This window comes from Labedella populi (assembly GCF_004078655.1).
GTDB lineage: Bacteria > Actinomycetota > Actinomycetes > Actinomycetales > Microbacteriaceae > Labedella > Labedella populi.
Map to the genome: position 1 here is coordinate 18,862 of NZ_RZNC01000003.1, position 22,356 is coordinate 41,217.

Genomic DNA, 22,356 nt, shown 5'->3' on the forward strand with positions numbered 1-22,356 from the left:
ATGCCCCAGGTCATCGAAACGATCGACGTCGACGTTCCCGTCTCCGTCGCCTACAACCAGTGGACCCTCTTCGAGGAGTTCCCCAAGTTCCTCGACGAGGTTGAATCCATCAAGCAGGTCACCGACACCCTCACCGTGTGGAAGGTCAAGGTCGGCGGGGCGGAGCGTGAGTTCGAGGCGAACATCACCGAACAGCACCCGGACGAGCGCGTCGCCTGGAACAGCACGGGCGGTGAGGTCGACCACGCCGGCGTCGTCACGTTCCACAAGCTCGGTGACCGCGAGACGCGCGTCACCGTTCAGATCGACTGGGAGCCGACCGGCATCCTCGAGAAGCTCGGCTCGACGCTCGGCGTCGACAACCACGCCGTCAAGAAGGACCTGAAGAACTTCAAGGAGTTCATCGAGTCCCGCGGCGTCGAAGAGGGCGGCTGGCGCGGCGACGTCCAGGCCTGATCGCTCCATCGACGACGGCCGTCCCACCTCGTGGGGCGGCCGTCGTCGTGTGCGCGAGGTCGGACGACTATCGTTGACGGGATGATCTCCCGACGCGACGCCGCCATCCGGCTCGACATCCCGCTCGAGATGGCGGCGAAGCACGGCATCCCGAAGGTCCTGACGACCGACGAACTCGAGGCGATCGAGGCGGAGCCGCCCGCCTGGCTCGTGCAATCGCGAGCGAATCGCACCGGCAAGCCGGTCTGGGTCGACCTCACGTGCGCCGTCTGTCGTTTCTCCGAGACGGAGCGCCCGAAGAAGTGGTGGCCGGACTGGACCTTCCTCGCGTGCGACGACCATGACGGCACGGAGCTTCCGCCGGTCGGCGGGGGCATCGACCGGCAGGCGATCTACGGCATCGGCTCGCGGTTCATCGCCTACGTCGACGCCTAGACCGGTCGCCGCTGCGGCAACCGGTGGAGCTCGACGGACGTGATCAGACCGTCGTCGAGCACAAGGCGCATGAACGTGCCGTGCGGCTGCCGACGCCGATCCGTCGGTGATCCGGGATTGAGCAGCCGCATGCCTCGCGGCGTCTCGGTGTCCCAGGGGATGTGGCTATGGCCGAAGACGAGCAGGTCGACGTCGGGGAAGGCATCGTCCATGCGCTTCTCCCGGCCATTCGACGAACCCGTCTCGTGTACGACGGCGAGGCGAACGCCGTCGACGGCGGCTCGCGCCACCTCGGGGAGGCGGGCACGCAGATCCGCTCCGTCGTTGTTCCCGACCACACCGATGAGCCGGGCGGCACGCGTCTCGAGAAGATCGAGCGTCTCAGCGTCGACCCAGTCTCCGGCGTGCACGACGATGTCGACCCCATCGATCGCCTCGAGAACGGCGTCCGGAAGGACCTTGGCGCGCTTCGGCAGGTGGGTGTCGGCGAGGAGGAGGACGCTCGTCGTCATGTCCGGGAGGCGCCGCTAGGACGCCGCAGTCGTCCGGTCGGCGCCGCGGAGGTGCAGCCCTGTGGAGGGCGAGACGATCGCGGGATCGACGGCGTCGGGGTCGTGGCGACGCGGGTCGGCCCAGACGGCGATGGCCGCGTGTTCCCGGCGCGCGGACTCTGCTGCGGCCGCCTTGCCGTGGGTCGGTGCATGAGAGGGAAGCACGTCGGGACCGACGATCGACCGCGTGATCGCGAGGGAGAGGGAACGCGCCGCGAGTTGCGAGAAGATCGCATCGGTGTCGGCGGCGCTCCGCAGGACGAGGGAGTACCGGCCCTCGGGGCCGAGAGCGTCGAGCACCTTGCGATTGACGAGGTCGTAGACCTCGTCGGGGGAGAGACTCGAACTCGGGGAGGGGGTCGGAGGAATGACCGGAACCTGCGAGCGTCGGCGGCGACCGAACATGGAGCGTCCCCCGTTCAGAGCTGAAGTGCGCCCATCATCTCGCGGGGGACGCGCCATCGGTCGGTGACACGCCGGACCGTTACCGCCGGCGGTCCTGGATCTTCTTGCGCTTCTTCTCCGCCGGGGTGTCGTTCGCTTCGTCGGCGACGGAGCCGACCGCGAGCGCGAGCGTCGCGATCCAGGAGATCCAGATGAAGACGAGACGCCAGTCGCGCGGGCCCTTCCGCGTCGCCTGCAGCGTCTGGAAGCCGCCGAACACCGCGCCGATGATGGCCGAGTTCATGATGTATTTCCGCATGAGGGGTCCTTTCGCTCGGGGCCAACGCTAGTGGATCGGCCTCCCGGGCTCCGGGGTTTGCGTGCGGCCGTGCCTCACGGTAGGAGGGACCGTTGGTCGGGGAGCGCGCCGCGGCACGGCGGTCGTCCACCCCTTCGGGCGGACGCAGCGCGCTGATAACCTGGGAACCCGTCAGGGCGGAAGGACATCATCATCGCCAGCCACACCGAGACCGATCACCACGACGACACCGTGACCCTCGAGGCGGAGAGCTACGACTTCGTCGTCGTCGCGAACAGACTCCCCGTCGACAGCGTCACCGAACCCGACGGGAGCCAGGGCTGGAAGCTGTCGCCCGGGGGTCTCGTGACGGCGCTCGAACCCGTCATGCGCTCGGCTGATGGAGCCTGGATCGGCTGGCCGGGCGCCGCGGACACCCACATCGACCCCTTCGAGCACGACGGCATCACGATGGTGCCGGTCGCCCTCGACGAGACCGAGGTCGAGCGCTACTACGAGGGCTTCTCGAACGACACGCTGTGGCCGCTGTACCACGACGTCATCGCGCAGCCGAGCTATCACCGCGAGTGGTGGGACTCCTACGTGACCGTCAATCGTCGTTTCGCCGACCGCGCCGCTGCGCTCGCCTCGCACGGGGGAGTGGTGTGGGTCCACGACTACCAGTTGCAGCTCGTGCCCGGGATGCTCCGGGAGAAGCGGCCGGACCTCACGATCGGGTTCTTCAACCACATCCCCTTCCCTGCATACGGCCTGTACTCGCAGCTGCCGTGGCGTCGCCAGATCCTCTCGGGCCTCCTCGGTGCCGACGTCATCGGCTTCCAGCGGACCGCCGACGCGGGGAACTTCCAGCGCGCCGTCCGGCGACTCTTTGGCTACGAGACCCGCGGCTCCTCCATTCGAGTGCCCCTCGAGGACACGAGCGAGCGCCGGCCGGAGAAGTCCCGCACGGTCGTCGCGCGCGCCTTCCCGATCTCGATCGACTCCGCGTCGTTCGCGGAGCTCGCGCAGAACCCCGACGTCATCGAACGGGCCCGTCAGATCCGCGAGGACCTCGGGAACCCGAAGACGATCCTCTTCGGCGTCGACCGGCTCGACTACACGAAAGGCATCCGGCACCGACTCAAGGCGTTCGCCGAGTTGCTGCAGGACGGCCGCCTCGATGCGGAGGAGACGACGCTCATCCAGGTCGCGAGCCCCTCACGTGAGCGGGTCGCCGCCTACATGGAGCTCCGCGACGAGATCGAGATGACAGTCGGCCGCATCAACGGCGACTACGGTTCGATCGGTCGCGCTCCCGTGCACTACCTGCACCACGGCTACCCGCGTGACGAGATGGTGGCGCTGTACCTCGCGGCCGACGTGATGCTCGTCACGGCCCTCCGCGACGGGATGAACCTCGTCGCGAAAGAGTACGTCGCGTCACGCATCGATGGCGACGGCGTGCTCATCCTGAGCGAGTTCGCGGGCGCGTCCGACGACTTGCGCCAGGCCCTCCTCATCAACCCCCACGACATCCAAGGGGTCAAGGAGGCCATCATGACGGCCGTCGACATGGAGCCGCGCGAGCGCAAGCGCCGGATGCGGGCGCTCCGCCGCCGCGTGCTCGAGAACGACGTCGCCAAGTGGTCGCAGACCTTCCTCGACGAGTTGAGCCGGGCCTCCCACGCGTCCGGTGGCGCTCCGGTTCCGGGGGGAGCCGACGCCGAGGACGCCCGGGAGGACCGGGAATGACGCTCGAAGGTCCGCTCGAGGCGGCGCTCTCGCGGCTCGCGGAGACGGACGTCCTGCTCGTCGCCCTCGACTTCGACGGCAACATCTCACCACACGTCGACGACCCGTCCGGCGCCCGGCCCCTTCCGGAGGCGGCGCGCGCGATCGAGCAGCTGGCGGCGCTCGAGGGGACGTCCGTCGCTCTCGTGTCCGGGCGCGCCATCGCTTCGCTCGTCGAGGTGTCGGGAGTCGGCGACGATGTGCTCCTCTCGGGTTCGCACGGGGGCGAGTACCGAATGGAGCCCGGGGCGCCGCCTCTCGCGCTCAGTGCTGAGGAGCTCGACGTCGTCGACAGGCTCGGCGCCGTCCTGCACGACGTGGCGCGCCAGCACCCGGGGACCGAGGTCGAGTCGAAGCCCGCCGGGCATGCGCTCCATCTCCGGAACGCTGATGCGGACACGGCACTCGATGCCCAGCACGTCGTTCGACGGCGGGTCCTCGCGGAGCTTCCGGGCATCACGGCCCGTCCGGGGAAGGACGTCGAGGAGTTCTCGGTGCTCGCGGCGACGAAGGGCGATGCGATCGTGCGACTGCGCGACCACGTGAAGGCGAGCGCCGTCTTCTACTCGGGAGACGACCTCACCGACGAGGACGCCTTCCGCGTGCTCGGTGACGGCGACGTCGGAGTCAAGGTGGGAGCCGGCGACACTCTGGCGCCGTTCCGGGTGCCGTCACCCACGGAGGTCGCCGACGTGCTCGTGCGCCTCGTCGAGTTGCGGAGCGCCGTCGTCCGCTCCCGCTGACACCGGTCTCAGGGCTGCAGGAGCCGAGAGGACTCCGCAGTTCGCGACGGGTCCGCGCGGAATGGCCGAGGCGGCATCGCTCGGGTTCTAGACTCGACACATGCCAGACATCGATGTGAAACCGCGGTCGCGCGCGGTCACCGACGGGATCGAAGCGACGACGAGCCGTGGAATGCTCCGCGCCGTCGGCATGGGCGATGAGGACTGGGACAAACCCCAGATCGGCATCGCGAGCTCGTGGAACGAGATCACGCCGTGCAACCTCTCGCTCGACCGTCTCGCCCAGGGTGCCAAGGAAGGCGTGCACTCCGGCGGCGGGTACCCGCTGCAGTTCGGGACGATCTCGGTCTCCGACGGCATCTCGATGGGCCACGAGGGGATGCACTTCTCGCTCGTCTCGCGTGAGGTCATCGCCGACTCCGTGGAGACCGTCGTGATGGCCGAGCGCCTCGACGGCACGGTGCTGCTCGCGGGTTGCGACAAGTCGCTCCCGGGCATGCTCATGGCCGCAGCCCGCCTCGACCTTGCCTCCGTGTTCCTCTACGCCGGTTCGATCGCGCCCGGGTGGGTCAAGCTCACGGACGGGACGGAGAAGGAGGTCACGATCATCGACTCCTTCGAGGCGGTCGGGGCCTGCAAGGCCGGCACGATGAGCGAAGAGGACCTCAAGCGCATCGAGTGCGCGATCGCCCCCGGCGAAGGAGCCTGCGGTGGCATGTACACCGCGAATACGATGGCCTCCGTCGCCGAGGCGCTCGGCATGAGCCTCCCCGGTTCCGCCTCACCGCCCTCCGCAGACCGCCGCCGCGACTACTTCGCACACCGCTCGGGCGAAGCCGTCGTGAACATGCTCAAGAAGGGCATCACGGCGCGTCAGATCCTTACACGCAAGGCCTTCGAGAACGCGATCGCCGTCGCCATGGCGTTCGGCGGCTCGACGAACGTCGTCCTGCACCTGCTCGCGATCGCGCGCGAGGCAGAGGTAGACCTCACCCTCGACGACTTCAACCGCATCGGCGACAGGGTCCCGCACATCGGAGACCTCAAGCCGTTCGGGAAGTACGTCATGAACGACGTCGACCGCCACGGCGGCGTGCCCGTCGTCATGAAGGCGCTGCTCGACGCGGGTCTCCTCCACGGCGACTGCCTCACCGTGACGGGGAAGACGGTCGCGGAGAACCTCGCCGACATCAACCCGGACCCGCTCGACGGGACGGTCCTCCGCACGCTCGACAACCCGATCCACGCGACCGGTGGCCTCACGGTCCTCAAGGGCTCGTTCGCCCCCGAAGGCGCGGTCGTCAAGACCGCAGGCTTCGACGCGCAGGTCTTCGAGGGTCCGGCTCGCGTGTTCGAGCGCGAGCGGGCCGCGATGGACGCACTGACCGAGGGGAAGATCTCGGCAGGAGACGTCGTCATCATCCGCTACGAAGGCCCGAAGGGCGGTCCCGGGATGCGCGAGATGCTCGCCATCACGGCGGCCATCAAGGGCGCCGGGCTCGGGAAAGATGTATTACTCTTGACGGACGGACGATTCTCAGGCGGCACAACCGGCCTGTGCATCGGCCACATAGCACCCGAAGCGGTGGACGCTGGTCCCATCGCCTTCGTGCGCGATGGTGATCTGATACGGGTCGATATCGCTGCTCGCTCGCTCGACCTACTTGTCGACGACGCTGAGCTGGCTGCCCGCCGAGAAGGCTGGGCCCCTCTTCCTCCGCGCTATACCCGTGGCGTCCTCGCGAAGTACTCCAAGCTCGTGCACTCCGCAGCGGAGGGCGCGATCACGGGCTAGCCCCGCGTCGCCGGTCCGCCGGAACCCGATTCCAATCGTCAAGGAAACACTCATGTCTTCCGATCCCATCCCCACTCCGCTTCCGCGGAGGCCGCACGCTGCCGCGGTGCAGCCCGAGGAGATCACCGGAGCCGCCGCGGTCGTGCGGACCCTCGAGCTCCTCGGCGTCGACGACATCTTCGGTCTTCCCGGCGGCGCCATCCTCCCGGTCTACGACCCGCTCATGGATTCGACCGAGGTGCGCCACATCCTCGTCCGTCACGAGCAGGGCGCCGGCCACGCCGCCGAGGGTTACGCGGCGTCGAGCGGTCGCCTCGGCGTCTGCATCGCGACCTCCGGTCCCGGCGCGACGAACCTCGTGACGGCGATCGCCGACGCCTACATGGACTCGGTGCCGCTGCTCGCGATCACGGGCCAGGTCTTCTCGACCCTCATGGGGACCGACGCGTTCCAGGAAGCGGACATCGTCGGCATCACGATGCCCGTCACGAAGCACTCCTTCCTCGTGAAGGACGCGAAAGACATCCCGTCGACGATCGCCGCCGCCGCGCACATCGCGACGACGGGACGCCCGGGCCCCGTCCTCGTCGACATCACGAAGGACGCGCAGCAGGCGACCGCACCGTTCATCTGGCCGCCGAAGATCGACCTGCCCGGCTACCGTCCGGTGACGAAGGCGCACGGAAAGCAAGTGCAGGCGGCCGCCCAGCTCCTCGTGGAGGCGAAGAAGCCGGTCCTCTACGTCGGTGGAGGCGTCATCCGGGCGAAGGCGTCCGTGGAGCTCCTCGAACTCGCCGAGCAGACGGGTGCCCCCGTCGTCACGACGCTCATGGCCCGCGGGGCCTTCCCCGACTCGCACGAGCAGCAGCTCGGCATGCCCGGGATGCACGGAACGGTACCGGCGGTGCTCGCGCTCCAGGAGTCCGACCTCATCATCGCGCTCGGCGCGCGCTTCGACGACCGCGTCACCGGCAAGGCCGAGCTCTTCGCGCCCAACGCCAAGGTCGTGCACGTCGACGTCGATCCCGCGGAGATCTCGAAGATCCGGATCGCCGACGTCCCGATCGTCGGAGACGCGAAGGACGTCATCGTCGACCTCACGGCGGCGTACCTCTCGGCGAAGAAGGAGACGACACCCGACATCGCCGACTGGTGGACGTATCTGAACGGCCTCCGGGAGGAGTTCCCCCTCGGCTATGCGCCGACGACGGACGGCCTCCTCGCTCCGCAGTACGTCATCCAGCGCATCGGCGAGCTCACCGGTCCGGAGGGTGTCTACGCCTCGGGTGTCGGTCAGCACCAGATGTGGGCGGCCCAGTTCATCAAGTACGAGCGCCCGAACTCCTGGCTGAACTCCGGTGGCGCCGGAACGATGGGCTACTCGGTGCCCGCCGCGATGGGAGCCAAGGTGGCCGAGCCCGACCGCGACGTGTGGGCGATCGACGGCGACGGTTGCTTCCAGATGACCAATCAGGAACTCGCCACCTGCGCGATCAACAACATCCCGATCAAGGTCGCGGTCATCAACAATTCGTCGCTCGGCATGGTGCGGCAGTGGCAGACGCTGTTCTACGACGGCCGCTACTCGAACACCGACCTCAACACGGGACACGACACCATCCGCGTGCCCGACTTCGTGAAGCTCGCCGAGGCGTACGGCTGCCTCGGGATCCGCGTCACGACGGAGGAGGAGGTCGACGCCGCGATCAAGCTCGCCCTCGAGACGAACGATCGCCCCGTCGTGATCGACTTCGTCGTGAGTGCGGACGCGATGGTGTGGCCGATGGTGCCGCAGGGCGTGAGCAACAGCTACGTCCAGTACGCGCGAGACCACAGCCCCGCGTTCGAGGAGGAGATCTGACATGTCGACACACGTCCTGAGCCTCCTCGTCGAGGACAAGCCGGGTCTGCTGACCCGAGTGGCCGGTCTCTTCGCGCGCCGCGGCTTCAATATCGAGTCGCTCGCCGTCGGCGTGAGCGAGATCGACGGTCTGTCGCGCATCACGGTCGTCGTCGATGTCGACACGCTCCCGCTCGAGCAAGTGACGAAGCAACTCAACAAGCTCGTCAACGTCATCAAGATCGTGGAACTCGATCCCGCACAGTCGGTCCAGCGAGAGCACCTCCTCATCAAGGTACGGGTCGACAACACGACGCGGTCACAAGTGCTCGAGGCGGTCAATCTGTTCCGCGCCCGCGTCGTCGACGTGTCGACGGACGCCCTCGTGATCGAGGTCACGGGCGACTCGGGCAAGACGACCGCTTTCCTTCGCGTCCTCGAGCCCTACGGCATCAAAGAGATCGCCCAATCGGGCCTGCTCGCCATCGGACGCGGATCGAAGTCGATCTCCGAGCGCGTCTTCAAGAACTGATCGACGAACCTCAACAACAAGGAGAAACAAGCAGTGACTGAAATCGCTTACGACCAGGACGCCGACCTCTCGCTCATCCAGGGCAAGAAGGTGGCCGTCGTCGGCTACGGGTCGCAGGGCCACGCCCACGCGCTCAACCTCCGCGACTCCGGTGTCGAGGTCGTCATCGGGCTCAAGGACGGCTCGACGTCGATCCAGAAGGCGCAGGAGGCGGGCTTCGAGGTGAAGAACGTCGCCGAGGCGTCGGCCTGGGCGGACGTCATCGTGATCCTCGCGCCGGACCAGTACCAGCGCACGATCTTCGCGGAGTCGATCAAGGACCAGCTGACCGACGGTAAGGCCATCGTCTTCGGTCACGGATTCAACATCCGCTTCGGCTACATCGAAGCGCCCGATGGCGTCGACGTCTTCATGGTCGCTCCGAAGGGCCCCGGCCACACGGTGCGCCGTGAGTTCGAAGCCGGGCGCGGCGTCCCCGTGATCGTGGCCGTCGAGAAGGACGCGTCCGGCTCCGCTTGGGACCTCGCCTGGTCGTACGCCAAGGCGATCGGCGGGCTGCGCGCCGGCGGCATCAAGACGACGTTCACCGAGGAGACCGAGACCGACCTCTTCGGCGAGCAGGCCGTGCTCTGCGGTGGCGTCTCGCAGCTCGTCCAGTACGGTTTCGAGACCCTCACCGAGGCGGGCTACCAGCCGCAGATCGCCTACTTCGAGGTGCTCCACGAGCTCAAGCTCATCGTCGACCTCATGTGGGAGGGCGGCATCGCCAAGCAGCGCTGGAGCGTCTCCGACACGGCCGAGTACGGCGACTACGTCTCCGGCCCGCGCGTCATCGACCCGCACGTGAAGGAGAACATGCAGGCCGTGCTCGCCGACATCCAGTCGGGCGCGTTCGCGAAGCGCTTCATCGACGACCAGGACGCCGGAGCGCCCGAGTTCAAGGAACTCCGCGCGAAGGCCGAGGCGCACCCCATCGAGGCGACGGGCAAGGAGCTCCGTGCCCTGTTCGCGTGGAAGCAGCAGGACGACGACTACACCGACGGCAGCGCAGCGCGCTGACCACGGTCGATCGATGACGACGGGCCGTCCGGGCGACCGGGCGGCCCGTCGTCGTCCCGCTATCGTGGGGGGATGAGCACCGACGACGAGGACGCCCTGTCCTGGGCGGGCGACGACGTGCCCGCGACCGAGGTGTCGAGGGGGACGCGACCGGCGGGAGAGCGGAACCACGCCGTGACCGCCGAGCCGGCCGAGGGCAACGGGGCCGCGTCGCGCCACGACATCGACCGCGGCCCCGCGTCCGGCGAAACCGGCTCCCTCGTTCTCGTGCTGCTCGGTCTGCTGGGAGGGGCCCACCTCTTGTACTCGGTCGGGTGGGTGCTCGCGATCGGGCCGCTCCAGGCCTCCTTCAGGCCCGTCGACCTCCTCGGAACGGCGATGTTCTCGCTCGGCCTCGTGGCGGCAGCCGCGTCTCCCGTCGTGTGGTTCGTCTCCGTCTTCTGGTTCACCCGGTCACGACCGTCGTGGCAGCGGATCGCCGCCCTCGTCGTCGGCGTCCTCCTCCTCGTACCGTGGCCCTTCGTCGTGGGGGTGCGCTGATGGTCGGCCCCACGGAGGCCACGCGCGATCGGGTGTCGTGGAGCGGCGCCGGATGGCGCATCGCCCTCGCCGTCGTGTTCGGGCTCGTGCTCGCGTGGGACGTCCGGGAGGCGGTGGGAAACCTGCTCGGAGTCCTCAACCTCGCGGCAGGATTCGAGACCGCGATCTCACCGACCGGTTGGTTCGTGCTCCTCCTGGCCATCGCATTGCCGCTCGTGGGCTTCCTCGCGGTCCTGTGGTTGGGGCGGAGGGCCCCGGCGATGAGCCTCTTCCTGGCCTACCTGACGGTCACCGTCGTCGTCTCGGCGCTCTCGCTCGACATCCTGGCGATCTACTCACCGCTCTCGCTCCTCGTCTGAGCGGAAGATCCCGGTCGGGGGCGGACCGCGGTGCGCAGGCAGAGGACGATGAGGACGATCTGGCCGAGGAGTCGCGGACCCCGAGCGGCGCGGGGATCATCGCCGCCATCCCCCGAGCGACGGAGGGCACGAAGTGGAGGACGCCCATGGCCACACGAAAGTGGTCGCCAGCAGCACGCGGAGGACCAGCGGCACGACCTTGGGACCGATGAGCGACCGCACTACGTCACACGGATCGAGCGGTGTCGCCCCCTGCACTAAGCTGGTCGCGGCTGCGCCGGACTCACCTCGGCGCGTCGTGTCGACCTCCCCGCGCCTCCCGAAGGAATTCTCCGTGTCACAACCGGTCGTCTTGATCGCAGAAGAACTTTCCCCCGCCACCGTCGACGCTCTCGGGCCCGACTTCGACGTCCGCTCGGTCGACGGCACCGATCGTGACGCGCTGCTCGCGGCGCTCGGCGACGCGAGCGCCGTGCTCGTGCGCTCCGCCACGAAGGTCGACGCCGAGGCGATCGCCGCCGCGCCGAACCTCAAGGTGATCGCGCGCGCGGGCGTGGGACTCGACAACGTCGACATCAAGGCAGCGACGGCCGCCGGCGTCATGGTCGTGAACGCCCCGACCTCCAACATCATCTCGGCCGCGGAGCTCACGGTCGGCCACATCCTCTCGCTCGCGCGTCACATCCCCGCAGCCCACAACGCGCTGTCCCAGGGCAAGTGGAAGCGCTCGGCCTACACGGGCGTCGAACTGTACGAGAAGACCGTGGGCATCATCGGTCTCGGACGCATCGGTGCTCTCATCACCGCGCGACTCCAGGCCTTCGGGACGAACGTCGTCGCGTACGACCCGTATGTGACGAGCGCGCGCGCGCAGCAGCTCGGGGTTCAGCTGCTCTCACTCGACGAGCTGCTCGCCCAGTCCGACTTCATCACGATCCACATGCCCAAGACCCCCGAGACGACGGGCATGATCGGCAGCGAGCAGCTCGCGCTCATGAAGTCGACGGCGTTCGTCGTCAACGTCGCGCGTGGTGGGCTCATCGACGAGGCCGCACTCCACGATGCTCTCGTCGCGAAGACCATCGCCGGCGCGGGTCTCGACGTCTTCGTGTCCGAACCGCCGACGGACTCGCCCCTCCTCGCTCTCGAGAACGTCGTCGTCACGCCGCACCTCGGCGCTTCCACGGACGAGGCCCAGGAGAAGGCGGGCGTGTCGGTTGCCAAGTCGGTGCGCCTCGCGCTCGGCGGCGAGCTCGTGCCGGATGCGGTCAACGTCGCGGGCGGTGTCATCGACCCTTACGTGCGCCCCGGCATCCCGCTCGTGGAGAAGCTCGGTCAGGTGTTCTCGGGCCTCACTCACTCACCGCTCACGAGTGTCGACGTGGAGGTCCATGGCGACCTGAGCGAGTATGACGTGAGCGTCTTCCGCCTCGCCGCGCTCAAGGGCATCTTCAGTAACGTCGTGAGCGAGAGTGTGTCCTACGTCAACGCTCCACTGCTCGCAGAGCAGCGCGGAATCGAGGTGCGCCTCATCGTCGACGCGACGAGCGAGGAGTACCGGAACGTCATCACGCTGCGGGGTGCGCTGAGCGACGGTTCCCAGATCTCGGTCTCGGGGACGCTGACCGGCACGAAGCAGATCGAGAAGATCGTCGAGATCAACGGATACGACGTCGAGGTACCGATCGCGGAACACCACATCGTGATGCTGTACCGCGACCGCCCGGGGATCGTCGCCGTCTACGGCCAGCGGTTCGGGCGCGCCGACATCAACATCGCCGGTATGCAGATCGCTCGACGCGAGGCCGGGGGGGAGGCGCTCAGCGTGCTCACCGTGGACTCGCGGGTCTCGGACGACCTGCTCGAGGAGATCTCCCGCGAGATCGAGGCGAGCGTCATCCGGTCGATCGACGTCACCGGCTGACGTCGCTCACCCATCGCGCTCCGAGAGCGCGGCGGGGAGCCGGTCGAGGTAGTCGTTCCAGCCCTGCCGAAGGTCCGCGGCCGTCTCATCGGTGGAGATGCCGGTGTGGGTGAGTTCGAGGAGCGTCGACCGTTCGCGTGCCGGCACGAGGCGCAGCTCGACACGCGACTCCTCCTGCTCGCCGTCCCAGCGCCACGAGTAGACAAGCAGCTCGGGCGGTGACACGACCGCGAAGACGCCGCCGACGGCCATCAGCGCGACGGGCGACTCGACCCGCCAGGATCCGCCGACACGGGCGTCGAGCACGTATCGCGGCTCGAGTCGCGGTGGCCAGAACCACGCGGCGAACGTCGCGGGGTCGGTACACGCTCTCCACACGAGATCCCTGGGGGCGTCGAGGCGGCGTGTCAGGATCACGTCGGGCATGCGTCGAGCATGCCCGGGCGACGCAGGCGGGGCAAGAGTGGATTCGGAGGCGTGACGAGCCTCGAGCCTCCGCCGATCAGGACGCGGCCGCGGGACCGGGGGAGGCGGGGGTGAGCCGGCCGAGTACGGCGAGGAGTTCGTCCATGGCGCCGTCGCGGGTGTCGCTCGTCTCGAAGGCTCCGAGAAGGGTGGAGTTGTAGTACAGACCGTCGCTCACGAGCATGATCGTCCGTGCAACCGCCGGGTCTCCGACAGCCGCAGCGATGGCCGTCTCCCAACGTGCCCTCACGGCGGCGAGAGCGGTGCGGGCCTTCTCGTGAGAGCCCTGCGCGAGGCGTGACACGGCGATGAGGGCCTCGTCGAAGGCGCTGCCTTCTTCGACGGACGTCCGGATCACGTAATCGACGGTCCCCTCGGGCGCGGACCGCATCCGCTCGTCGTCTGCGGCGGCGAAGGTGTCGAGGCGCTCGAGGAGCCCGTCCACGAGCGCGTCCTTCGACGCGAAATGGTAGAGCAGGCCGCCCTTCGAGACGCCTGCCGCCGCCGCGACGGCGTCGAGAGTCGCGGCGCGCTCACCGCTCGAGATCAGGACCCGCTGGAAGGCGTCGAGGATCCGGTCGCGGGCGGTGTCGGCTCTCGGCATGCCGCCATCGTAGCCGCGTCCCGGACGGCCGCTCGCCACTGTACCGGCCGGACGGTATAGTGGCCGGGCGACAGGATGAGGACGATGAGCACCGAGATGACGACACACGACAGGGCCTCCCTCGAGGCCGCGCACCCCCGCGCCGGTTTCCGGGAGTGGGCGGCGCTCGTGGTCCTGATGCTGCCCGTCCTTCTCGTCTCCGTGGACAACACGGTGCTGAACTTCGCGTTGCCGGCCATCTCGGAGGCGCTGCGGCCGAGCGGGGTCCAGTTGCTGTGGACGATCGACGTCTACCCTCTCGTGCTCGCGGGTCTCCTGGTCCCGATGGGCAGTCTCGGCGACCGCTACGGTCGCCGTCGTCTCCTCCTCATCGGAGCCGTCGGGTTCGCCATCGTCTCGGCAGTGGCCGCGTTCGCCCCCTCGGCCGAACTCCTCATCGCCGCCCGTGCGGCCCTCGGCGTGTTCGGCGCGATGCTCATGCCGTCGACGCTCTCGCTCTTGCGCAGCATCTTCGTCGACCGGGAGCAGCGACGGCTCGCGATCGCGGTGTGGGCGTCGGGTTTCGCGGGAGGCAGCGCGCTCGGGCCGCTCGTCGGAGGCGCCCTGCTCGAGCACTTCTGGTGGGGTTCCGTCTTCCTCCTCGCCGTCCCGGTGCTCATCCCGCTCGTCGTCCTGCTGCCCCTCCTCGTGCCCGAGTCGCGGGATCCCCAACCGGGGCGCATCGACCCCGTCAGCATCGTCCTCTCGCTCACGACGACACTGCCGATCGTGTACGCCATCAAGAGCATCGCGAGTCACGGCTTCGCCGTCGACACCGCCACGGGCATCATTGTCGGCGTCGCGAGCGGTGTCGCTTTCGTCCGGCGTCAGCGGCGGAGCGTCAATCCGATGCTCGATATGGCGCTCTTCGAGCGGGGAGCGTTCAGCGGGGCCGTCGGCGTCAACCTGCTCTCCGTGACGGCCTACGTCGGGGGACTCCTCTTCGTGTCGCAGCACCTGCAGCTCGTCCTCGGGATGTCGCCCCTCGAGTCGGGGCTCGTCCTCGTGCCCGGGCTCCTGGTCATGATCGGCGCGGGTCTCGTCATCGTCCCGATCGCGAAGCGCGTGAAGCCGTCGATCGTCATCCCCGCGGGGCTCAGCATCTCCGCCACCGCGTACGCGGTCGTCGCGATCTCGGGGGGCCGGCTCTCGGCACTCGAGCTCGCGCTCATCTTCGTGGGGCTGGGACTCGGCATCGGCGCGGCGGAGACCGTGTCGAACGAACTCATCATCGCGACGGCGCCGGCGGAGAAGGCGGGCGCCGCTTCGGCCGTCTCCGAGACCGCGTACGAGCTCGGAGCCGTCCTCGGTACGACGATCCTCGGAACGATCCTGACGGCGTCGTATCGGGGGAACGTCGTCGTGCCGGATTCGCTCTCCGAGGCACAGCGCGCCGCCGCGGGCGAGACTCTCGGGGGTGCCGTCTCGGTCGCCGGGCAGCTTCCGAACGAGGTCGCGGCGGCGCTGCTCGACTCCGCGCGGCTCGCGTTCGACAGCGGCGTCGGGACGGCGGCCGGCATCGGCACGGCGCTCATCGTCGGAGCGATGGTGGTCGCTCGACTCGCCCTCCGGAACGCTCGGTGACGGCGCCCGAGCGCGCGCGATCCCGGGCGACGCCACCGGTAGGCTGAGACCAACCACACCGTCTACAGGAGCCCCATGTCGCGCACCGTCACGCTCGCCGTCATCCCCGGGGATGGCATCGGTCCGGAGGTCGTCGCGGAGGCCGTCAAGGTCCTCCACGCTGTCACGTCCGGCACCGATGTGGCCTTCGACCTCACGACCTTCAGCCTCGGGGCCGGGCGCTATCTCGACACGGGCGACGTACTCACCGACGAGGACCTCGCGGCCATCGCGTCCCACGACGCCATCCTCCTCGGAGCCGTCGGCGGCGCTCCCGGCGACCCTCGGCTCGCGGGCGCCAACATCGAGCGCGGTCTCCTTTTGAAGCTCCGGTTCAGCCTCGACCACTACGTGAACCTCCGCCCGACCCGGATCTACCCGGGCGTCCCGAGCCCGCTCGCGGACGCCGGGGAGGTCGACTTCGTCGTCGTGCGTGAGGGCACCGAGGGCCCGTACGTCGGGAACGGTGGCAGTATCCGGACCGGCACGCCGCACGAGGTCGCCAACGAGGTCTCCGTCAACACGGCGTACGGCGTCGAGCGCGTCGTGCGTTACGCGTTCCGCACCGCGCAGTCCCGGCGCCGCCACCTCACCCTCGTCCACAAGACGAACGTGCTCACGTTCGCGGGATCGCTGTGGAAGCGCATCACCGACGAGGTGGGGGCCGAATTCCCCGACGTCACGGTGGACTATCTGCACGTCGACGCGGCGACGATCTTCCTCGTCACGAATCCTGGTAGATTCGACGTCCTGGTCACCGACAACCTTTTCGGTGACATCCTGACCGATCTGGCCGGCGCGATCAGCGGCGGTATCGGTCTGGCGGCCTCCGGCAACATCAACCCGGACGGCACGTCTCCGAGCATGTTCGAGCCGGTACACGGCTCCGCTCCGGACATCGCGGGCACCCAGAAGGCGGACCCCACAGCGGCGATCCTCTCGGTCGCGCTCCTCCTCGACCATCTCGGACTCACGGAGGCCTCCGCGGCCGTGACCCGGGCCGTCACGGCCGACATCGCGAATCGTGCGGGTCATCCCCGCCGTACGGCCGAGATCGGCGACGCCATCGTCGCGGCGCTCTCCCTCCCCACAGCTCACGCACCCAAGGACATCTCATGACCATCACGACGACGGGCCGCCTCGCATTCGCCCGCACCGTTTCGCCCACACCGCGCACGGCGGACGAGCGAGCCGCGATCCTCGCCGAACCCGGTTTCGGCAAGCACTTCACCGACCACATGGTCGCCATCGACTGGACGCTCGACGAGGGCTGGCACCACGCACGGGTCGAGCCCTACGGACCGCTGCTGCTCGACCCGGCCGCCTCCGTGCTGCACTACGCCCAGGAGATCTTCGAGGGCCTCAAGGCGTACCGTCACGCCGACGGCTCCCTCTGGACTTTCCGTCCGGAGAGGAACGCTGAGCGCCTGCAGCGCTCCGCTCGGCGCCTCGCTCTGCCGGAGCTCCCGACGGAGGTGTTCATCGACTCCATCCGCGAGCTCATCGCCGTGGACGCCGCGTGGGCCCCGTCGGGTGACGACCAGAGCCTCTACCTGCGGCCCTTCATGATCGCGAACGAGTCGTTCCTCGGGGTGCGTGCGGCGCAGCGCGTGGGCTACTACGTCATCGCGAGCCCCGCCGGCGCCTACTTCACGGGCGGCGTGAAGCCCGTCTCGATCTGGCTCTCGACCGAGTACTCCCGCGCGGGCACAGGCGGCACCGGAGCGGCCAAGACGGGCGGGAACTACGCCGCATCGCTCCTGCCCCAGAACGAAGCGGCGGCGAACGGCTGTGCTCAGGTGCTCTTCCTCGATGCGGCGACCGGGACACGTGTCGACGAGCTCGGTGGCATGAACGTCTTCCTCGTCTACCGTGACGGGCGCGTCGTGACCCCTGAACTGTCCGGCACGATCCTCGAAGGCGTGACGCGCGAGAGCGTCATCCAGCTCGTGCGCGACCGCGGTCTCGAGGTCGAGGAGCGGGAGGTCCCGATCGACGAGTGGCGCGACGGCGTCGCGTCCGGGGAGATCTCCGAGGTGTTCGCGTGCGGAACCGCTGCGGTCATCACCCCGATCGGCGAATTGAAGGGCACGGGCTTCTCGGTCGGCGATCCGGCGGCGCCCGCCGGCGAGTTGACGATGTCGATCCGCGGCGAGCTCACCGACATCCAGTACGGGCGCGCGGCCGACCGGCACGGGTGGCTGACCCGACTCGACGCCTAGGCTTGAGCGCATGAAGATCGCGCGATTCAGCTCAGCAGGAGCCATCCACTTCGGGATCCTCGACGGTGAGGAGCTCGTCGTCCTCTCCGGCGACCCGATGTTCCAGGGGTTCGACACGACGGGGGAGCGGGTTCCGCTCGCCGAGGCGACCCTGCTCGCGCCGTCCATCCCGCGGTCGAAGGTCGTCGCCGTGGGGAAGAACTACCGGGACCACGTCGCGGAGATGGGCGGCGACGAGCCACCGGCGGAGCCCTTGCTGTTCCTCAAGCCCAACACGTCGGTGATCGGCCCGGGAGACCGGATCGTGACGCCCCCGCAGTCCTCTCAGGTCGAATTCGAGGGCGAGCTCGCCATCGTCATCGGCAGCATCGCGAAGAACGTCGCCGCCGACCGTGCCGGAGAGGTCGTGTTCGGATACACGGTCGCGAACGACGTCACGGCTCGCGATCTGCAGCGCACGGATGGGCAGTGGGCTCGCGCGAAGGGGTTCGACACGTTCTGCCCGGTCGGTCCCGTCGTCGAGACGGAACTCGACGTGGCCGCGGCGACGCTCACGACCACCGTCAACGGTCAGGTGAAGCAGTCCGCCCCGCTCACGGACATGGTGCACGGCATCGGTGCGATCGTCGCGCACGCGTCGTCCGTCTTCACCCTGCTCCCCGGTGACATCATCCTGACCGGAACGCCGGCTGGAGTGGGTCCGATCGTGGCTGGGGACGTCGTGGAGGTCACGGTGTCGGGAATCGGTACGCTCTCGAACCCCGTCGCTGCAGCGCGCCCGTGACCGACGGGGGCGGGCCCGGGGACGGGGCTCGTGTCCGCACGATCTCGGTCCTCGTCGCCGGTCAGGTCCTCGGGGGCGTTTCAGCCGGGGCGACGATCTCGCTCGGCGCCCTCCTCGCCGCCGACGTCACGGGTGACGAGGCGTTGTCGGGCCTCGCGTCGACCTTCCTCACCCTCGGGGCGGCTCTCGCCGCCGTCCCGCTGGCTCGAGTCGCCGTCCGGCTGGGCCGGCGTCCGGCGCTCGCCTCTGGAGTCTTCGTGAGCGCGTGCGGCGCCGCGGCCACGATCGCTGCGGTCGCCGCGTCCTCCGCGCCACTCCTGTTCGTGGCATTCCTCCTCGTCGGTGTCGGTTCGGCGGTCGGTCTGCAGGCGCGGTTCGCGGCGACGGACCTCTCGGGGCCGCGATCACGAGCGCGTGACCTCGCGGTCGTCGTCTGGGCGACGACGATCGGAGCGGTCCTCGGTCCCAACCTCGTCGGACCCGGCGCGGTTCTCGGCGCCGCCATCGGGCTGCCGGAACGGACCGGTCCGTTCCTTTTCAGTATTGCGAGCGGCCTCTTGGCCGTCGTCGTCTACCTCGTGGGTCTCCGCCCGGACCCGCTCATCGAGAACCGACGGCGGGGCGCCGCCTCTGCGTCGGCCGGTGCACGCGAGGAACGGCCTTCGGCCGGTCGACGGCGCTTCGCGATACTGGCCGTCACCGCGAGCCATGCCGTGATGGTGGCCGTCATGGCCATGACGCCCGTGCAGCTGCACCATCACGGTAACGCCGATGCCGTCGTCGGCTTCACCCTCAGCCTGCACATCGCGGGCATGTACGCCCTCTCGCCGGTCTTCGGCTGGCTCGCGGACCGTTGGGGCCGGATTCCGCTCGTCCTCACGGGAGAAGCGGTCCTCGCCGCCGCCCTCGTCATCGCGTCGGTCGGGGCCGGAGACACGACGGCCGTGAGCGTCGGTCTCGTCCTCCTCGGCCTCGGATGGAGCGCGGCGACGATCGCCGGTTCCGCTCTCGTGACCGAGTCGACACCGCTCGATGCGCGACCGCGGGTGCAAGGCCGCACGGATCTCCTGATGAACCTCGGCGGCGCCGCTGCCGGTGCGCTCGCGGGCGTCGTGCTGTCGATCATCGGCTACGGCGGCCTCGCCCTCGCAGCCCTCGCGATCGTCACCGTCGTGGTGGTCGCCGGCGTCGTGACGGGCCGATCCCGCTCGGCCGCTCTCGCGCGCTGAGGGGGGAACCGTGAGCCTCGTCGCGTCTCCAGGCCGCCGGTAGGATGATGTCGATGTCTGCCCTCACGCCTCCACCCTTCTCCACCGCCACCGGCTCCGACGTACGCGTTCGCTTCTGCCCGTCCCCGACGGGCACCCCGCACGTCGGCCTCGTCCGCACAGCCCTGTTCAATTGGGCCTACGCACGCCACACGGGCGGGACGTTCGTCTTCCGCATCGAGGACACCGACGCCGCGCGCGACAGCGAGGAGAGCTACGAGCAGATCCTCGAGGCGCTGCGGTGGCTCGGCCTCGACTGGGACGAGGGGATCGACGTCGGCGGTCCCCACGGGCCGTACCGGCAGTCGCAGCGCTCCGACGTCTACCGAGACGTCATCGACCGCCTCGTCGCGGCCGGCCACGTCTACGAGAGTTTCTCCAACGCGGAGGAGATCGACGCGCGGAACGAGGCTGCCGGTCGACCGAAGCAGCTCGGCTACGACAACGCCGACCGTGACCTCACCGATGAGCAGCGCGCAGCCTTCCGTGCAGAGGGCCGCGAGCCAGCGCTCCGGCTGCGGGTGCCCGACGCGGATCTCTCCTTCGACGACCTCGTCCGGGGCGAGATCACGTTCCCTGCCGGCTCGTTCACCGACTTCGTGGTCGTCCGGCCGAACGGCCAGCCGCTCTACACGCTCGTGAACCCGGTGGACGACGCCATCATGGGCATCACCCACGTGCTCCGTGGTGAGGACTTGCTCTCGTCGACCCCGCGCCAGATCGCGCTCTACCACGCCCTCGTCGACATCGGACTGACCGATGTCGTCCCGCGCTTCGGGCACCTCCCGTACGTCATGGGCGAGGGGAACAAGAAGCTCTCCAAGCGCGACCCGGAGTCGAACCTGTTCCATCACCGCGACCGGGGCTTCATCCCCGAGGGCCTCGTGAACTATCTCGCCCTGCTCGGTTGGGGTCTCTCGGCCGACCGCGACGTGTTCGGTCTCGACGAGATGGTCGCGGCCTTCGACGTCGAGGACGTCAACCCGAACCCCGCGCGCTTCGACCTCAAGAAGGCGGAGTCGATCAACGGCGACCACATCCGACTGCTCGCAGCGGACGACTTCACCGAACGGACGATCCCGTATCTCACCGCGGCCGGCGTCTTCGACGGCGCGCCGGACGAGGCACAGCGCGCGCTGCTCGCCGCCGCGACGCCGCTCGTCCAGGAGCGCGTCGGACTGCTCGGCGAGACGCCCGGGATGCTCGGGTTCCTCTTCACGACCGCCGATCGGCTCGAGTACGCGGACGACGCCGTCTCGGGGCTCCCCGTGAACGCGTCCGACGTGCTCGCCGCCGCCCGTGAGGCGCTCGTCGACCTCGACGACGAGCAGTGGACGACGGGGGACATCCAGGCCGCGCTCTCCGCGCGCCTCGTCGACGGACTCGGCTTGAAGCCGCGTGTCGCCTACGGTCCCGTCCGCGTCGCCGTGTCGGGTCGGCGGGTGTCGCCTCCGCTCTTCGAGTCGCTCGAGCTCCTCGGCCGTGACGAGTCGATCGCCCGCATCGAGCGACTGCAGGCGCGGACCGCGGCATGACCGATTGGGACGTCGTCGTCGTCGGAGGGGGACCGGCGGGCTTGTCGGCTGCGCTCAACCTCGTCCGCGCGCGTTTGAGGGTCCTCGTCCTCGACAGCAATCGTCCGCGGCACTCCGCAACTCTCGTCTCGCACGGCTTCCTCACACGCGACGGTGTCTCCCCGCTCGAGTTGCGCGCGCTCGGGCGGGCCGAGGTCGACGCGTACGACGACGCGGATGTCGCCTTCGCGCTCGTCACGTCGGTCGAGCGCGACGGTGACGGCTTCCGGATCCGTGCGACGGGTGTGCGCGGGGCGCCCGATCGCGACGACACGGCTGCTCGTGTCCTCGTGACCTCCGGACTCGCGGAGAAGCTGCCCGATGTGCCGGCTTTGCGGGCTTACTACGGCACGAGCGTCCACAGCTGCCTGACGTGTGACGGCTTCGACAAGAGTGGCCAGCCGCTCGCCGTCATCGGGGAGACCCCTGACCTCGCCTCCATCGCGTGGCGGACGCTGCAGTGGAGTGATGACGTCGTCGTGTTCACGAACGGCACCCCGGCGGTCTCCGAGGAGGAGCGGATCGAGCTCGCCGCCGTGGGCGTGCGCGTCGTCGACCAAAGGATCACGGCCCTCGAGGGCGACCGCTCGGGTCTCACGGGCGTGACGCTCGAGTCGGGGGAGACGGTCCCGCGGTCGGGCGGCTTCGTCCGCCCGACCTGGACGGCCGCCCTCGGTTACCTCGACGGGCTCACGGCCACCGCCGCTCTCGAGACGGACGAACTCGGTCTCCTCCGGACGGACGCCTTCGGACGGACGAGTGTCCCCGGCCTCTACGCCGCCGGGGACATCACGCCCCCCGGACCGCAGCAGCTCGTCGTAGCCGCCGGCCAGGCCGCCGTGGTGGTGGGCGGGATCCTCGACGACATCGCCACGCTGCGCCGTCGTTCGTCCGTGGCGGACGCGGCCTCCTGAGAGCCGTTCCGCCGGTTTGGAGAGTGCTCGCTCGGTGAGCTAGGGTGGGATGTCGGTCGGGGCAACGCCTCGAAACCGGTGGGGTATGGTGTAATTGGCAACACGGCTGATTCTGGTTCAGTTGTTCTTGGTTCGAGTCCAGGTACCCCAGCACAT

The 22,356-nt window shown here is 69.0% G+C and carries 23 protein-coding genes and 1 tRNA gene; 19 read left to right on the forward strand and 5 right to left on the reverse strand.

Annotation, left to right across the window (positions count from 1 at the left end; translation table 11 throughout):
• Positions 1 to 456, forward strand: coding sequence for an SRPBCC family protein (locus ELQ92_RS08570; RefSeq protein WP_128498593.1), 456 nt, complete (start codon positions 1 to 3; stop codon positions 454 to 456).
• A gap of 81 nt (positions 457 to 537) precedes the next feature.
• Positions 538 to 891, forward strand: coding sequence for a DUF5997 family protein (locus ELQ92_RS08575; protein ID WP_128498594.1), 354 nt, complete (start codon positions 538 to 540; stop codon positions 889 to 891).
• Here the strand turns inward: ELQ92_RS08575 and ELQ92_RS08580 are convergent.
• The 3 genes from ELQ92_RS08580 to ELQ92_RS08590 all read right to left on the reverse strand — a co-directional run bounded on the left by ELQ92_RS08580 (position 888) and on the right by ELQ92_RS08590 (position 2,145).
• Complete coding sequence (locus tag ELQ92_RS08580; protein ID WP_128498595.1) at positions 888 to 1,403, reverse strand: metallophosphoesterase family protein; 516 nt, start codon at positions 1,401 to 1,403, stop codon at positions 888 to 890. The genes ELQ92_RS08575 and ELQ92_RS08580 overlap by 4 nt on opposite strands.
• Before the next feature lie 15 nt (positions 1,404 to 1,418).
• Positions 1,419 to 1,847, reverse strand: coding sequence for a hypothetical protein (locus tag ELQ92_RS08585; RefSeq protein ID WP_128498596.1), 429 nt, complete (start codon positions 1,845 to 1,847; stop codon positions 1,419 to 1,421).
• Positions 1,848 to 1,926: 79 nt separating this feature from the next.
• On the reverse strand, positions 1,927 to 2,145 hold the full coding sequence (locus ELQ92_RS08590) for a hypothetical protein (RefSeq protein WP_128498597.1): 219 nt from the start codon (positions 2,143 to 2,145) through the stop codon (positions 1,927 to 1,929).
• A gap of 231 nt (positions 2,146 to 2,376) precedes the next feature.
• On the opposite strand from ELQ92_RS08590, the gene otsA reads away from it, so the two are divergent.
• The 9 genes from otsA (at position 2,377) to serA (ending at position 12,707) form a co-directional block, all read left to right on the forward strand.
• Positions 2,377 to 3,876: an alpha,alpha-trehalose-phosphate synthase (UDP-forming) gene (gene otsA / locus ELQ92_RS08595; RefSeq protein WP_128498598.1), complete on the forward strand. Its 1,500-nt coding sequence runs from the start codon at positions 2,377 to 2,379 to the stop codon at positions 3,874 to 3,876.
• The gene (otsB, locus tag ELQ92_RS08600; protein WP_128498599.1) at positions 3,873 to 4,658 is read left to right on the forward strand and encodes a trehalose-phosphatase; all 786 of its coding nucleotides are present in this window, start codon (positions 3,873 to 3,875) and stop codon (positions 4,656 to 4,658) included. The genes otsA and otsB overlap by 4 nt, the downstream gene beginning before the upstream one ends.
• A 100-nt stretch (positions 4,659 to 4,758) precedes the next feature.
• A complete protein-coding gene (ilvD, locus tag ELQ92_RS08605; protein WP_128498600.1) occupies positions 4,759 to 6,453 on the forward strand; it encodes a dihydroxy-acid dehydratase in 1,695 nt (564 codons plus the stop codon).
• A 52-nt stretch (positions 6,454 to 6,505) separates the two neighbouring features.
• Complete coding sequence (locus tag ELQ92_RS08610; RefSeq protein ID WP_128498601.1) at positions 6,506 to 8,314, forward strand: acetolactate synthase large subunit; 1,809 nt, start codon at positions 6,506 to 6,508, stop codon at positions 8,312 to 8,314.
• A gap of 1 nt (position 8,315) precedes the next feature.
• Positions 8,316 to 8,825 (forward strand): acetolactate synthase small subunit, encoded by a 510-nt coding sequence (gene ilvN, locus ELQ92_RS08615; RefSeq protein ID WP_128494724.1) that lies wholly within the window; start codon positions 8,316 to 8,318, stop codon positions 8,823 to 8,825.
• A gap of 33 nt (positions 8,826 to 8,858) precedes the next feature.
• The gene (ilvC, locus tag ELQ92_RS08620) at positions 8,859 to 9,884 is read left to right on the forward strand and encodes a ketol-acid reductoisomerase (RefSeq protein ID WP_128498602.1); all 1,026 of its coding nucleotides are present in this window, start codon (positions 8,859 to 8,861) and stop codon (positions 9,882 to 9,884) included.
• 72 nt (positions 9,885 to 9,956) lie between these two features.
• The gene (locus ELQ92_RS08625; RefSeq protein WP_128498603.1) at positions 9,957 to 10,424 is read left to right on the forward strand and encodes a hypothetical protein; all 468 of its coding nucleotides are present in this window, start codon (positions 9,957 to 9,959) and stop codon (positions 10,422 to 10,424) included.
• Positions 10,424 to 10,783: a hypothetical protein gene (locus ELQ92_RS08630; protein ID WP_128498604.1), complete on the forward strand. Its 360-nt coding sequence runs from the start codon at positions 10,424 to 10,426 to the stop codon at positions 10,781 to 10,783. The genes ELQ92_RS08625 and ELQ92_RS08630 overlap by 1 nt, the downstream gene beginning before the upstream one ends.
• 334 nt (positions 10,784 to 11,117) lie before the next feature.
• The gene (serA, locus tag ELQ92_RS08635) at positions 11,118 to 12,707 is read left to right on the forward strand and encodes a phosphoglycerate dehydrogenase (protein ID WP_128498605.1); all 1,590 of its coding nucleotides are present in this window, start codon (positions 11,118 to 11,120) and stop codon (positions 12,705 to 12,707) included.
• Between the two features lie 6 nt (positions 12,708 to 12,713).
• On the opposite strand, the gene ELQ92_RS08640 is transcribed toward serA, so the two are convergent.
• A complete protein-coding gene (locus ELQ92_RS08640) occupies positions 12,714 to 13,133 on the reverse strand; it encodes an SRPBCC family protein (protein WP_128498606.1) in 420 nt (139 codons plus the stop codon).
• A gap of 76 nt (positions 13,134 to 13,209) precedes the next feature.
• Positions 13,210 to 13,776 carry a TetR/AcrR family transcriptional regulator gene (locus tag ELQ92_RS08645; protein WP_128498607.1) on the reverse strand — a complete coding sequence of 189 codons (567 nt, stop codon included), beginning with the start codon at positions 13,774 to 13,776 and terminating at the stop codon, positions 13,210 to 13,212.
• Positions 13,777 to 13,860: 84 nt separating this feature from the next.
• On the opposite strand from ELQ92_RS08645, the gene ELQ92_RS08650 reads away from it, so the two are divergent.
• The 8 genes from ELQ92_RS08650 to ELQ92_RS08685 all read left to right on the forward strand — a co-directional run bounded on the left by ELQ92_RS08650 (position 13,861) and on the right by ELQ92_RS08685 (position 22,351).
• On the forward strand, positions 13,861 to 15,399 hold the full coding sequence (locus tag ELQ92_RS08650) for an MFS transporter (RefSeq protein ID WP_424979921.1): 1,539 nt from the start codon (positions 13,861 to 13,863) through the stop codon (positions 15,397 to 15,399).
• A 75-nt stretch (positions 15,400 to 15,474) separates the two neighbouring features.
• Positions 15,475 to 16,557 carry a 3-isopropylmalate dehydrogenase gene (locus ELQ92_RS08655; protein WP_128498608.1) on the forward strand — a complete coding sequence of 361 codons (1,083 nt, stop codon included), beginning with the start codon at positions 15,475 to 15,477 and terminating at the stop codon, positions 16,555 to 16,557.
• On the forward strand, positions 16,554 to 17,660 hold the full coding sequence (locus ELQ92_RS08660; RefSeq protein ID WP_128498609.1) for a branched-chain amino acid aminotransferase: 1,107 nt from the start codon (positions 16,554 to 16,556) through the stop codon (positions 17,658 to 17,660). Before ELQ92_RS08655 ends, ELQ92_RS08660 begins: the two co-directional genes overlap by 4 nt.
• A 10-nt stretch (positions 17,661 to 17,670) precedes the next feature.
• On the forward strand, positions 17,671 to 18,444 hold the full coding sequence (locus tag ELQ92_RS08665) for a fumarylacetoacetate hydrolase family protein (RefSeq protein ID WP_128498610.1): 774 nt from the start codon (positions 17,671 to 17,673) through the stop codon (positions 18,442 to 18,444).
• On the forward strand, positions 18,441 to 19,673 hold the full coding sequence (locus ELQ92_RS08670) for an MFS transporter (RefSeq protein WP_128498611.1): 1,233 nt from the start codon (positions 18,441 to 18,443) through the stop codon (positions 19,671 to 19,673). Before ELQ92_RS08665 ends, ELQ92_RS08670 begins: the two co-directional genes overlap by 4 nt.
• 53 nt (positions 19,674 to 19,726) lie before the next feature.
• Entirely contained in the window at positions 19,727 to 21,247 is a 1,521-nt protein-coding gene (gene gltX / locus ELQ92_RS08675; protein WP_128498612.1) for a glutamate--tRNA ligase, read from the forward strand.
• Positions 21,244 to 22,200, forward strand: a complete 957-nt coding sequence (locus ELQ92_RS08680; RefSeq protein WP_128498613.1) for an NAD(P)/FAD-dependent oxidoreductase — start codon at positions 21,244 to 21,246, stop codon at positions 22,198 to 22,200. Before gltX ends, ELQ92_RS08680 begins: the two co-directional genes overlap by 4 nt.
• 79 nt (positions 22,201 to 22,279) lie before the next feature.
• Positions 22,280 to 22,351: transfer RNA gene (locus ELQ92_RS08685), tRNA-Gln, on the forward strand.
• Positions 22,352 to 22,356 lie beyond the last annotated feature (5 nt).